Here is a 12,403-nt window from a genome sequence, read left to right on the forward strand (position 1 = left end):
GCCCGGATCCCGCCCGCCGGGCGACCGCCCGTCGCACGGGGAGGGCCGTTCACCGACGCCGTCGGGCCACGCGCGTCCGCGGGGACGTTGGTCGCCCCGGGCCCGGACGGGCGCCGACGACGCTGACGGCACCGCACCGACGCGAAGGAGCCGAACCATGACCGGTGCTGCCGTCCCAGGACCGACCCGGGCCGAGCCGCCGGCCTGCCCCGAGCCGGAGGCGGGCCCGCTCGCCGCCTTCGGCATCCGCAGACGGTCGTTCCTCACGTGGAGCGCCCGCATCACCGCGCTGCTGGCGCTCCCCGCGACGCTGCGGCCGCAGATCGCGCAGGCGGTGGAGGCGGCCGTCACGTCCGGGGAGCGGCCGACGCTGGTGTGGCTGGAGTTCCAGGACTGCACGGGCGACACCGAGTCGTTCCTGCGGGCCCGCAACCCGAGCGTGAGCCAGGTGATCCTCGACCTCGTCTCCGTCGACTACCAGGAGACGATCATGGCCGGGGCCGGCGAGGCGGCCGAGGCGTCCAAGGCCGCGGCGATCGCCCGGGGCGGGCAGATCGTCGTCGTCGAGGGGTCGGTCCCGCTCGGGGCCGGCGGCGGCTACTGCGTCATCGGCGGCCGGTCCGCCGAGCAGATCCTCACCGAGGCGGTCAGGGGCGCGGCGGCGGTCATCAACGTCGGCTCGTGCTCGGCGTACGGCGGGCTGCCCGCGGCGGCCCCGAACCCGACGCAGGCCGTCGCGGTCGCGGACGTCGTCCAGGGCGTGGCTGAAGTCCCCGCGGTACGACGGTCTCCCCGTCGAGGTCGGCCCGCTCGCCCGGGTCGCGATCGCCTACGGCCGCAAGGACGATCGATTCACCCCGCTCGTCGAGAGCAGCCTGAAGACCCTCGGCGTCGGTCCGCAGGCGCTGTTCTCCACGCTCGGCCGCACCTTGGCCCGCGGGCTGGAGACCGTCGTCCTCGCCGAGCACGCGGTGACCCTGCTCGACGCGCTCCGCGACAACATCGGCACGGGCGACCTGCGGATCGCCGACAGCGAGCTCTTCGACCCCTCGACGTGGCCGCGGTCGGCCCGCGGCGTGGGCTTCCACGAGGCGCCGCGCGGCGGCCTGTCGCACTGGATCGTCATCGGTGACGAGAAGATCGAGAACTACCAGGCCGTCGTCCCGACGACGTGGAACGCCGGGCCCCGGGACGGCGCGGGGCACCGCGGCGCGTACGAGGCCGCGCTCGTCGGGACGCCGCTCGCCGACCCGAAGCGTCCGCTGGAGATCCTGCGCACCGTGCACTCGTTCGACCCGTGCATGGCGTGCGCCGCGCACGTCCTCGACGCGGACGGGCAGCCGGTCGTGGAGGTGAGGGTGCAGTGACCGAGGTCCGCCCCGACCCCGGGCCGCCCGCGGGACCGCTCCCCGAGGTGCACCCGTCGGTCCGCCGGCCCGCGGCCAACCGCGAGGTCGTCGTCGGCACCGAGTGCGTCACCCCGGTCAAGGTCTGGCAGCCGTGGATCCGGCTCCTGCACTGGACCCTCGTCGGCACCGTCGTCGTCCTGTCGCTCACCGGGTTCTACATCGCCGACCCGGTCGTCCTCGGCGGTGACGGCGGCGGGCTCATGGCGACCGTGCGGTTCGTCCACGTCCTCGCCGGGTGGCTGCTCATCACCGTTCTCGTCGGCCGCCTCTACCTGGCCTTCGCCGGCAACCCGTGGGCGCGCTGGCCGCAGCTGCTCCCGGTCTGGCGCGAGCGCCGCACCCAGCTGTGGCACACGGTGCGGTACTACGCCTTCCTCGAGAAACACCCCGCCGAGGTCGTCGGGCACAACCCGATGGCGGGCCTGGCGTACGTCGGGCTGTTCGGGATGCTCGCGGTCCAGGCGCTCACCGGGATCGCCCTCGTCGCCGTGACCGACCGCGACGGCTGGGAGTGGGCGGCGACCGGCTGGCTGTTCCAGGTGCTCGCCGTCCCCGAGGTGCGGCTTCTGCACCACCTCGTCATGTGGTTCACGTGGACGTTCGTCGTCTTCCACGTCTACGCCGCGACCCTCGTCGACCGCGTCGAGCGCGGCGGCGAGATCAGCTCGATGGTCGGTGGCTGGAAGATGATGCCGACCGGCCGGATCGAGGAGGAGCTGAACCGTGACGCCGCCCGCCGTCGCCGTCGCCGTCGCTGAGCCGTTCCTCGTGCTCGGTGTCGGCAACGAGCTGTTCACCGACGAAGGGCTCGGCTGCGTCGCCGCCACCCGGGTCGCGGAACGTGTTGCGGCCGAGGGCATCGAGGGCGTCGCCGTGGCCGACGGCAGCACGCTCGGCCTCGGCCTGCTCCCGACGCTCGCGGACCGGCGGTGCGTCCTCCTGCTCGACGCGGTGCTCTCCGCCGGCAGCCGGCCCGGCGACGTCCTCGTCCTCGAGGGCGACGACGTGCCGGTCACCCGGCAGCTGACGATGTCCGCGCACCAGATCGGGGTGTCCGAGGCGCTCTCGGCCGCCCGGTTCGCGGGCTGCTGCCCCCCCGTCGTCGTCGCGGCCGGCATCGTGCCGGCCGTGCTGGAGACCGGCTACGGCCTCTCCCCCGCGGTCGAGGCGTCGATGGACGCCCTCGTCGAGGCGGCGCTGGTGATCCTGCGGCGGTGGGCCGCGGAGGACGGCGCGCCCGCCGCGGCCGGGGGTCACCCGAGCGGCAGGCTCACCAGCACCCGGCCACCGGCGCCGGTCTGACCGCCCTCGAAGGTGCCCCGCACCTCGGCGGCCCGCTCGCGCATGGACGCCAGCCCGACGCCCGAGACCCAGTCGGGCCCGGCGCCGCCGTCGTCGACGACCTCGACGACGAGCGCCGGACCCGTTGCGTCGCAACCGTTCCCGCCCTCGGCCACCGTGAGCGTCACGTCGACCGCCGTGGCCGCCGTGTGCCGCGCGACGTTCGTCAGCGCCTCGACGACGATCCGGTACGCCGCGACCTCGACCGCCGCCGGCAGGCCGTCCAGGCCGCCGTCCGCGACGAGCCGGACCTCGACGAGGGCGCCGTCCGCGCGGCGCAGCCCGCGGGCCTGCTGGCGCAGCGCCCCGAGCAGCCCGAGCTCGTCGAGCGCCGGCGGCCGCATGCCGTAGACGATTCGCCGCACGTGGGCGATCGCGTCCACGGTGTCCGCCCGGATCGCGTCGAGCAGGCCCGCCGCGGCGTCCGGGTCGCGCGCCAGGGTGTTCCGCGCCGCGTCGACGGTGAACGCGACGCCCGTGAGCGTGGGGCCGAGCTCGTCGTGGAGGTCGCGGCGCAGCCTGCGGCGCTCGTCCTCGACGGCCGCGACGACCTGCCCGCGGGAGGCCTGCACGGCGGCGGTCAGCGCCCGGGCCCGCAGGATCTGGGCGAGCAGCGGGGCGACGAGGTCGAGCACCCGGCGGTCGGCGGCGGGCATCGTGAGGTCGCCCGGCCGAAGCCCGACGACGAGGTCGGCGGACGGTGTCCCGGCCGCGTCCGCCGCGCCGTCCGGGCCCGTCGCCGGCAGCGGGACGACGTACCGCGACGGCACCGCCGACCCGCTCGCGGCGAGCGCCGTCCCGTCGTGCGCGAGCAGCGCCACCCACGGCACCGCGAGGGCGTCCCGGACGACGTCGAGGGCCTGCACGGGGTCGTCGCCCAGACCGCCGGCGACCCGGGTCGCGGCGGCGAGCGGGTCCGGCCGGTCACCGAAGAGCAGCCGGTCGAGGACCCGGCCGAGGACGACGGCCGACGGGCGCACCGCGAGGGCGCACCCCAGACCGAGCACGGCGTAGGCCGGCGCGGTCATCCGCACGCCGGCGAGCACCGCCGCGGCGTCCGCGCCGACGAAGACCGCCACGTAGCCGCTCGCGACGACCCCGCCGACCGCGGCCCGGACGACGAGCCCGCGCACGTCCACCGACTCCGGGCGCAGCACGCCGACGACGAGGGCCATCGGGGCGGCGGCCATGAGCGCCGTCGCCGCACCGGCCGCGGGGACCCAGGTGTCCCGGCCGTCGTTGAGGAACAGGACCAGCAGCCCGAGCAGCCCGGGGACGACGACGCCGAGGCTCCCCCAGAGCACCGGGCCGCGGACAGCAGGTTCGCGCTCGAGCCGCCACCAGACCCACCCGACGACGGCGAGCGTCGTGAAGAGCCCCGCGCCGGCGACGCTGTCGGCGCTGCCCGCGCGCGGGACGGCGAACACGCCGGGAGCGACGACGAGCACCGCCACGGCCCGGCCGGCCACGGACGACGGCGGCCGCGGGTAGGCCCAGAGCGCGAACGGGCCGAGGACGAGCACGGCGAGGACGCCCAGGGCCTGTCCCGGAACGTCGTGCCCGCCGGTGAGCAGCCGCACCGCGAGCGCGCCGCCCGCCCCCGCCGCGACGAGCGCCGCCGCGCTGACGACCGCGACCCGTGCGTGGAGCAGGACCGCGCCGCACCCGAGGCACGCCAGCGCCAGGACGAGCGACCCGGCGACGAGGCCGTCGCTCACGGCCGCCGGCCCAGCCCGTGCTCGCGTGCGAGGACGATGGCCTCCTGCGCGCCGGGGACGCCCAGCTTGGCGAAGACCGCGGTGAGGTTGTTGCTCACCGTTTTCGGCGACAGGTGCAGCTCAGCAGCGATCGAGGCGGTCCGGCGGCCGGCCGCGAGCAGGTCGAGGACCTCGCGCTCCCGGGCGGTGAGCGGGTCGAGCGGCGACGGTGCCTCCACGGTGCCGGGCGCCCGGCCGGACGACGGGTGCGGCGTCGTGCCCGGTGCCGTGCCCGGTGCCGGGCCGGGCGCAGCCCCGGCGAGGCGGCCGAGCATCCGCTGCGCCACGGGCGCCCCGAGGATCGCCTCCCCCGCGACGACCGCCGCGATCGCCCGGGCGATCTCCTCCTGCTCGGCACCCTTGAGCAGGTAGCCGCGGGCCCCGGCCGCGAGCGCCGTCGTCACCGTCGCGTCGTCGTCGAACATCGTGAGCACGAGCACCGCCGTCCCCGGTGCCGCGGCCCGGATCCGGCGGGTCGCCTCGACGCCGTCCATGCCCGGCATCGCGAGGTCCATGAGGACGACGTCCGGCCGCAGGAGCTGGGTCTCCCGGACGGCGGACGCCCCGTCGACCGCCTCGCCGACGACCTCGACGCCGTCGAGGGTGCCGAGCAGCGCGGCGAGGCCGCGCCGCACCACGGGGTGGTCGTCCACGACGACGACCCGCACGACGCCGCCACGGCCCGGGGTCTCGTCCACGGACCCCATGGTGCCGTTGCGGGCGCCCGTCGCGCCCGGGAGGATCCTCCCGACCCGCCGGGCGGCACCGGGAGCGCACCCGGGAACGGGCGGGATGATCCGCCCTGGTCCGGCGGTCGCGGCGGGCCGCAGGGTCGTGGCACCAGACGGTGTGCACCGTGCAGCCGTGCACCGACCGACCAGCAGGAGCAGCCATGACCGACATCGGCACCAACGCACCGACGGCGCCGGGGCAGCGCCTCGGACCACCCACGACCGGGCAGCGGGTCGGCTTCGTCCTGGCGGTCCTGCTGGGGCTGTCGGACGTCGCCTCCGTCGCCGCGCCGACCCCGGACGGCGAGGTCGGGCCGCCGTTCGTCGTCCTCGTCGTCGGGGCGCTCTTCGGCCTGGCGACGCTCGTCGGTGTCGGGCTCGCCTGGGCGCGCCGCTCCCGGGTCGCCGTCCGGGTGGCCGCGGGCAGCCGGGTCCTGTCGCTCCTGCTCGGGCTGCCGGTCTTCTTCGTCGACGGCCTCCCGCCGGCGGTCCGCGTCGTCTCGGCGGTCGCGGCCGTGCTGACGATCGTGGCCGTCGTCCTCATGCTCTCCGGGCCCCGGGCCGGTGCGCAGCGATGATCGCCGTCGTCACCGTCCTGCTCGCCGCGCCGCTCGGGTTCCTCGTCCGGTCCCGGCTCGCCGCGAACGTCGCCTACGCCGTCGCGTACCTGTGGGCGTTCGTCTTCCAGGGCGTCTACCTCATGCTCGACTCCCTCGGCGGCGCCGCCGACCCCGCGTTCCGGCCCGGTGAGTTCCCGCTCGCCTACGGGCTCGTCACGGCCGGGGTGCTGGCGGCGGGCTTCGCCCTCGTCGCCGCCGGGCACTGGGCGGCGGACCGCCGCCGGGCCCGCACCGGCCGCCTCGTCGGCGCGGCCGGCACCGCGCCGGCCTGACCGACCCCCGGGCGGGCGGGGCGGCCTGCCCGGGAGAACGCCGACGGCCCGGACCCCGCTGCGGGGTCCGGGCCGTCGTGCGGTCGTGCCGAGGGTCAGTCGTCGTCGCGGCCGGGGACCGGCGTCGTCTTCTGCACCTGCATGAGGAACTCGACGTTGCTCTTGGTCTCCTTGACCCGGTTGAGGAGCAGCTCGATCGCCTGCTGCGGCTCGAGTGCCCCCATGACCCGGCGGAGCTTCCAGACGACGCTGAGCTCCTCCTTCGACATGAGGATCTCCTCACGCCGCGTGCCGGAGGCGTTGACGTCGACGGCGGGGAAGATCCGCTTGTCCGCGAGGTTGCGGGACAGGCGCAGCTCCATGTTCCCGGTGCCCTTGAACTCCTCGAAGATGACCTCGTCCATCTTGGAGCCGGTCTCGACGAGCGCGGTGGCGAGGATCGTCAGCGAGCCGCCGTTCTCGACGTTGCGCGCCGCACCGAAGAACCGCTTCGGCGGGTAGAGCGCCGAGGAGTCGACGCCGCCGGAGAGGATGCGCCCGCTCGCCGGTGCGGCGAGGTTGTAGGCGCGCCCGAGGCGGGTGATCGAGTCGAGCAGGACGACGACGTCGTGCCCGAGCTCGACGAGCCGCTTCGCCCGCTCGATCGCGAGCTCGGCGACCGTCGTGTGGTCGTCCGCAGGCCGGTCGAAGGTCGAGGCGATGACCTCGCCCTTGATCGTGCGCTGCATGTCCGTGACCTCCTCGGGGCGCTCGTCCACGAGGACGACCATGAGGTGGCACTCCGGGTTGTTCACGGTGATCGCGTTGGCGATCGCCTGCAGGATCAGGGTCTTGCCCGCCTTGGGCGGGGAGACGATGAGCCCGCGCTGGCCCTTGCCGATGGGGGCGACGAGGTCGATGATCCGGTTCGAGATCTGGTTCGCCTCGGTCTCCAGGCGCAGCCGCTCCTGCGGGTACAGCGGCGTCAGCTTGCCGAACTCCGGGCGGCCCCGCGCCTCGTCCGGGCTCGCGCCGTTGACGGCGTCGATCCGCACGAGCGCGTTGAACTTCTGGTTGCGCGGACCCGCCTGCTGCTGGCCGCTGCTGTCGCCCTCACGCGGCTGCCGGACGGCGCCGACGACGGCGTCACCCTTGCGCAGCGCGTACTTCTTGACCTGGCCGAGCGAGACGTACACGTCGTTCGGGCCGGGCAGGTACCCCGACGTCCGCAGGAACGCGTAGTTGTCGAGGACGTCGAGGATGCCGGCGACGGGCAGCAGCACGTCGTCGTCGCCGACCTCCGGCTCGTCCATGCCGACGGGGCCGCCCTCGTCGCCGCGCTGGCGACGCTTGCGGTCGCGGTAGCGGCCGCGCCGGCGCCGGCCGCCGCGCTCGTCGTCGTCCTCGTCGTGCGGGCCGGTCGTGCGGGGACCGCGGTCGAGGCGGGCCTGCTGGCCGTTCTGGTCGCGGGTCTGGCCGGCGTCGCGGGGCTGGCGGTCGCCGACCTCGCGCGGCTGACGGTCACCGGCGTCGCGGTTCTGGCCGTCGCGGTTCTGGACGCCGTTCTGGCCGTCGCGGGTCTGGCCGTCGCGGGTCTGGCCGTCACGGGTCTGGCCGTCACGGGTCTGGCCGTCACGGGTCTGCCCGTCGCGCACCTGGGGCTCACGGACGGGGCGCTCCCCGCCGTCGCGCTCCTGGCCGCGGTCGCGGCGGTCGGTGCGCTCCCGGCGCGGCCGGCGCTCGCCGCCGTCGACGGGCAGGGACTGCTGGCCGGTCTCGTCGGACGCCGCATCCGTGCGCGTCTCGTCGGCCGGGGNCCGTCGTCGCCGCGGCGGGCTCGGAGCCGCCGTCGGTGGCCTCGACGCGCTGGGACGGCGGGCCCGCGGGGGCCGCGGAGCGCCGGGAGGCGCGCGGGGCGGCCGGCTCCGCGGTCTTCGGCGCGCTGCTGCCGGCCTGCTTGGCCTTGATGGCCTCGAGCAGGTCCGACTTGCGCATGCGCGCCGTGCCGCTGATCCCGAGCTGGGCGGCGACCGCCTGGAGCTCGGGGAGCCGCAGCGCGGAAAGGGCTGCGCGCGGGCTCGACTCAGCGGCGATCTCGGTGGTGTCTGTCACGTAGGGTCCTTCCCCCTTGTCGCCGTGCACGAGATGTCACGGCCGCGGGACGATCCCCGGGCCGGTTCCCGGGGCGAGGTACCTCTGACGCGCGCGCCATTGCTCATCGAACAGCAGGAGATGGCAGCTGGATCGCGGCGGATCAGCGGCGGGAGCTCGGGTGGTACGAGCCTCCTCGCGGCTGCGCACACACTGTAACACCGCAGGACGCGTCGGTGCAGTACCGCCCTCCCGGGGCCTGTCCGCCGGCCCCCGCGGTCACCCGAGGGTGACCGTCGCCCGTTCCGCGGCGCCGTGCGCGACGGTGCGTCGATCGCCGGAACACGCTGCGTACCAGCGGGTTCCCCGGCCGGATCAGGCGAGCTCGGCGCCCTCGGCGGCGATCGGCGGCTCCAGGACGGTCCACGCCTGCGGGCCGCCGGTGCCCTCCGCGCCGAGCGCGGCGTCGACGGCGGACCGGGCCGCGTCGCCCTCGCCGAGGACGAGCACGCACGGTCCGGCGCCCGAGACCACGGCGGCCCCGCCGGCGGCCCGGACGGCCTCGACGAGCGCCCACGTGTGCGGCATGGCATCGGCCCGCTGGCGCTGGTGCAGCCGGTCCTCGGTGGCGGGCAGCAGCAGGTCCGGGCGTCGGGTCAGCGCCTCCACGAGCAGCGCCGAGCGCCCCGCGTTGAAGGCGGCGTCCCCGTGCGGCACGGAGGCGGGGAGCATGGCGCGGGCCCGCGACGTCGCGAGCTCGACGTCGGGTACGCAGACGGCGACCCGCACGCGCGGGTCGACCGGCACCCGGACGGCGCCCGCGCGCCGCAGGCCGGTCCGGCCGGGCGAGGGGTCCATCCACGCGACGGTGAAACCGCCGAAGAGCGAGGCCGCGGCGTTGTCCGGGTGGCCCTCGGCCGCCGTCGCGAGCGCGAGCACCGCGGCGTCGTCGAGCAGCGAGCGGTCGGCGAGCAGCCCGCGGGCCGCCACCAGGCCCGCGACGATCGTCGCGGCCGACGAGCCGAGCCCGCGGCCGTGGGGGACGCTGTTGCGGCAGTGCACGCGCAGCCGCGGCCGGCCGGCGCCGGCGTGCGTCAGCCCGGTGCGCAGCAGGCGGACGAGCAGGTGGCTCTCGTCGAGCGGGACCGAGCCGGCGCCTTCGCCCTCGACGGTCACCTCGACCGACGGCCCGTCGTCCGGCCCGCCGGGCAGCGCCTCGACGGTCACCACGTCGTGGACCTCGAGCGCCAGCCCGAGGCTGTCGAAGCCGGGCCCGAGGTTCGCGCTCGAGGCGGGCACCCGGACCGTGACGGGGACACCGAGGACGACGCCGTCGACGACCGTCGCGTCGGCCGCCTGCACCGGTGCGCCCACCTCAGCCCTCCAGCCCCAGGGCCCGCGCGACGCTCACGGTGTCGACCGAGACGCGCTCGGGCTCCACCGAGGAGCCGTCGGGGTTGCGCAGCGCCCACTGCGGGTCCTTGAGGCCGTGCCCGGTCACTGTGCACACGACCGTCTGGCCGCGGTCGAGGAGCCCGGCCGCGTGAGCCTTCAGCAGCCCCGCGACGCTCGCCGCCGACGCGGGCTCGACGAAGACGCCCTCCGCCGACGAGAGCAGCCGGTGCGCGGCGAGGATCTCCTCGTCCGTCACGGAGTCGATGAGCCCACCGCTCTCGTCGCGGGCCGCCACGGCCTGCTTCCACGAGGCGGGGTTGCCGATCCGGATCGCGGTGGCGATCGTCTCGGGCTGGTCGACCGGGTGGCCCAGGACGATCGGGGCGGCACCCGCCGCCTGGAAGCCCCACATCCGCGGCCGGTGGCTCGCGACGGCGGGCAGCGGCTGGTCGCCGGGGGCGTCGCTCGGCGCCTGGGTGGGCCGGGCGTACTCGACGTAGCCCTTCCAGTAGGCGGTGATGTTGCCCGCGTTGCCGACGGGCAGGCAGTGGATGTCGGGGGCGTCCCCGAGCAGGTCGACGACCTCGAACGCGGCGGTCTTCTGGCCCTCGATCCGGGCCGGGTTGACCGAGTTCACGAGCTCGACGGGGTAGGCGTCGGCGAGCTTGCGGGCCACGGTGAGGCAGTCGTCGAAGTTGCCGTCGACCTGGAGCAGCTTGGCGCCGTGCGCGACCGCCTGGCTCAGCTTGCCCATCGCGATCTTGCCGTCTGGCACGAGGACCGCGCACGTCATCCCGGCGACCGCCGCGTACGCCGCCGCCGACGCCGAGGTGTTGCCGGTCGACGCGCAGACGACGACCTTGGCACCGGCCTCGGCGGCCTTGCTCATCGCCATCGTCATCCCCCGGTCCTTGAAGGACCCGGTGGGGTTGGCGCCCTCGAACTTGACCCAGACCTCGCACCCGGTGCGCTCCGACAGCGTGTGCGCGCGGGTCAGCGGCGTACCGCCCTCCCGCAGGGTCACGACCGGCGTCGTCTGCGGGACCGGCAGCCGCTCGCGGTACTCCTCGATGACGCCGAGCCACTGATGGGCCACGTGCCTGCTCCCTCGTCGGGACCCGCCGCGGGGCGGGTGCTCGCTGCTGCTGCCCGGTGCTGGTGCCCGGGGCGTGGTGCTGGTGCTGGTGCTGGGGGCCGGGTCGGGCGGGTGCCCGCGGGCCCGGTGGGTCAGTCGCCCTCGACGCGCATGACGCTGGCGACCGCCTCGACGATGTCGAGGCCCGCGAGGGCCTCGACCGTCGCGGTGAGCGCGGCGTCCGGGGCGGTGTGCGTGACGACGACGAGCGCGGCCCGGCCGGCTCCCCCGCCGTCCTCGCGGGTGGGGTGCTGCTGCTGGCGCACCGTCTCGATGGAGACGCCGTGCGTCGCGAAGACGGCGGCCACCTGGGCGAGGACGCCCGGGCGGTCGGCCACGTCGAGGCTGATGTGGTACCTCGTGAGCACCTCGCCCATCGGCCGCACCGGCAGGTCCGCGTAGGCCGACTCCCCCGGGCCGCGGCCGCCGGCGACGCGGTTGCGCGCCACCGAGATGACGTCCCCGAGGACGGCGCTCGCGGTCGGCTGCCCGCCCGCGCCCCGGCCGTAGAACATCAGCTCGCCCGCCGCCTCGGCCTCGACGAACACCGCGTTGTAGGCCTCGCGGACGCTCGCGAGCGGGTGGCTCAGCGGGATCATCGCCGGGTGCACGCGGACCGAGACGCCCTCGGGCGTGCCGTCCGGGCCGCCCCCGGTGCGCTCGCAGATCGCGAGGAGCTTGACGACCGCGTTCATCGCCCGGGCGGACGCGACGTCCGCCGCCGAGACGGAGGTGATGCCCTCGCGGTGGACGTCGGCCGCACCGACCCGGGTGTGGAACGCGAGCGAGGCGAGGATCGCCGCCTTCGCGGCGGCGTCGAACGCCTCGACGTCGGCCGTCGGGTCGGCCTCGGCGTAGCCGAGCTCCTGGGCCTGGGCGACCGCCTCGGCGAAGCCCATCCCCGTGCTGTCCATCTTGTCGAGCACGTAGTTCGTCGTGCCGTTGACGATGCCGAGCACGCGGCGCACCCGGTCGCCGGCGAGCGACTCGCGCAGCGGGCGCAGCAGCGGGATCGCCCCGGCGACGGCCGCCTCGAAGTAGAGGTCGACGCCGTGCTCGGCGGCGGCGGCGTAGAGCGTCGGCCCGTCCTCGGCGAGCAGCGCCTTGTTCGCGGTGACGACCCCCGCGCCGGAGGCCATCGCCTCGAGGATGAGCGAGCGGGCCGGCTCGATGCCGCCGATGACCTCGACAACGACGTCGGCGGCCTTGACGAGCGCCGTGGCGTCCGTCGTGAAGAGGGCGGGGTCGACGGCCAGGTCGCGCGTGCGGCCGAGCCGGCGGACGGCGATCCCGGACAGCTCGAGCGGCGCGCCGACCCGCTTGGCCAGCTCCTCACCGTGCTGCGTCAGCAGGCGCGCGACCTCGGTGCCCACGACCCCGCACCCGAGCAACGCCACCTTGAGCGGCTCCACGACCCTCTCCTCGCCTCGCCCCGGGGCCGGGGTGTTCGCCGTCCGGCCCCTCGTCTGTCTCTCACATCGGTCCGGGGCGCGGTCGCCTGGTCTCAGGATGCGGACGTGCCGCGGACCGGCCCCGGCGTCCAGTGTCGCAGCCCCCGGCCCCCGGCCGGGACGCCCCGCCGCAGCGGACGGGGTGGATCACGCCACGACGGCTGTGCCAGGGTTGGGCCCGCAGTCGCACGGGTCGTGCCGGGGGCGGGCCCAACCCTGGCA

At 76.1% G+C, this 12,403-nt stretch carries 11 protein-coding genes and 2 pseudogenes; 6 read left to right on the plus strand and 7 right to left on the minus strand.

Annotated elements, in window-relative coordinates; genetic code table 11:
* Positions 1-157: 157 nt before the first annotated feature.
* The 4 genes and pseudogenes from ECOMGDLI_RS36640 to ECOMGDLI_RS03280 form a co-directional block, all read left to right on the plus strand.
* Positions 158-709 (plus strand): annotated as a pseudogene (locus ECOMGDLI_RS36640) (hypothetical protein); the annotation flags it as partial.
* A 55-nt stretch (positions 710-764) separates the two neighbouring features.
* Positions 765-1,367, plus strand: a complete 603-nt coding sequence (locus tag ECOMGDLI_RS35770; RefSeq protein WP_088313641.1) for a nickel-dependent hydrogenase large subunit — start codon at positions 765-767, stop codon at positions 1,365-1,367.
* Complete coding sequence (gene cybH, locus ECOMGDLI_RS03275; protein WP_158220878.1) at positions 1,364-2,167, plus strand: Ni/Fe-hydrogenase, b-type cytochrome subunit; 804 nt, start codon at positions 1,364-1,366, stop codon at positions 2,165-2,167. The genes ECOMGDLI_RS35770 and cybH overlap by 4 nt, the downstream gene beginning before the upstream one ends.
* Complete coding sequence (locus tag ECOMGDLI_RS03280; RefSeq protein WP_088313620.1) at positions 2,133-2,711, plus strand: hydrogenase maturation protease; 579 nt, start codon at positions 2,133-2,135, stop codon at positions 2,709-2,711. Before cybH ends, ECOMGDLI_RS03280 begins: the two co-directional genes overlap by 35 nt.
* On the opposite strand, the gene ECOMGDLI_RS03285 is transcribed toward ECOMGDLI_RS03280, so the two are convergent.
* Both ECOMGDLI_RS03285 and ECOMGDLI_RS03290 read right to left on the minus strand, forming a co-directional pair.
* Entirely contained in the window at positions 2,663-4,468 is a 1,806-nt protein-coding gene (locus ECOMGDLI_RS03285) for a sensor histidine kinase (protein WP_088313623.1), read from the minus strand. The genes ECOMGDLI_RS03280 and ECOMGDLI_RS03285 overlap by 49 nt on opposite strands.
* A complete protein-coding gene (locus ECOMGDLI_RS03290) occupies positions 4,465-5,205 on the minus strand; it encodes a response regulator transcription factor (protein WP_233153294.1) in 741 nt (246 codons plus the stop codon). The genes ECOMGDLI_RS03285 and ECOMGDLI_RS03290 overlap by 4 nt, the downstream gene beginning before the upstream one ends.
* Before the next feature lie 194 nt (positions 5,206-5,399).
* Between ECOMGDLI_RS03290 and ECOMGDLI_RS03295 the strand changes: the two genes are divergently transcribed.
* Together ECOMGDLI_RS03295 and ECOMGDLI_RS03300 are read left to right on the plus strand one after the other, a co-directional pair.
* Complete coding sequence (locus ECOMGDLI_RS03295) at positions 5,400-5,816, plus strand: hypothetical protein (protein ID WP_088313628.1); 417 nt, start codon at positions 5,400-5,402, stop codon at positions 5,814-5,816.
* Positions 5,813-6,130, plus strand: a complete 318-nt coding sequence (locus ECOMGDLI_RS03300; protein ID WP_088313632.1) for a hypothetical protein — start codon at positions 5,813-5,815, stop codon at positions 6,128-6,130. Before ECOMGDLI_RS03295 ends, ECOMGDLI_RS03300 begins: the two co-directional genes overlap by 4 nt.
* 95 nt (positions 6,131-6,225) lie before the next feature.
* Here the strand turns inward: ECOMGDLI_RS03300 and rho are convergent.
* From rho to ECOMGDLI_RS03320, 5 genes and pseudogenes are all read right to left on the minus strand, one after another.
* The coding region (gene rho / locus ECOMGDLI_RS03305; RefSeq protein ID WP_369812707.1) for a transcription termination factor Rho at positions 6,226-7,925 on the minus strand (1,700 nt) is incomplete at its 5' end.
* 1 nt (position 7,926) lies between these two features.
* A pseudogene (locus ECOMGDLI_RS35245) lies at positions 7,927-8,251 on the minus strand (Rho termination factor N-terminal domain-containing protein); the annotation flags it as partial.
* Positions 8,252-8,575: 324 nt separating this feature from the next.
* Positions 8,576-9,574, minus strand: a complete 999-nt coding sequence (thrB, locus tag ECOMGDLI_RS03310; RefSeq protein WP_198954505.1) for a homoserine kinase — start codon at positions 9,572-9,574, stop codon at positions 8,576-8,578.
* 1 nt (position 9,575) lies between these two features.
* Positions 9,576-10,691: a threonine synthase gene (gene thrC / locus ECOMGDLI_RS03315; RefSeq protein ID WP_088313635.1), complete on the minus strand. Its 1,116-nt coding sequence runs from the start codon at positions 10,689-10,691 to the stop codon at positions 9,576-9,578.
* A 131-nt stretch (positions 10,692-10,822) separates the two neighbouring features.
* Positions 10,823-12,142: a homoserine dehydrogenase gene (locus tag ECOMGDLI_RS03320; protein WP_088313638.1), complete on the minus strand. Its 1,320-nt coding sequence runs from the start codon at positions 12,140-12,142 to the stop codon at positions 10,823-10,825.
* Positions 12,143-12,403 lie beyond the last annotated feature (261 nt).

The organism is Kineosporia sp. R_H_3, assembly GCF_002198675.1.
GTDB lineage: Bacteria > Actinomycetota > Actinomycetes > Actinomycetales > Kineosporiaceae > R-H-3.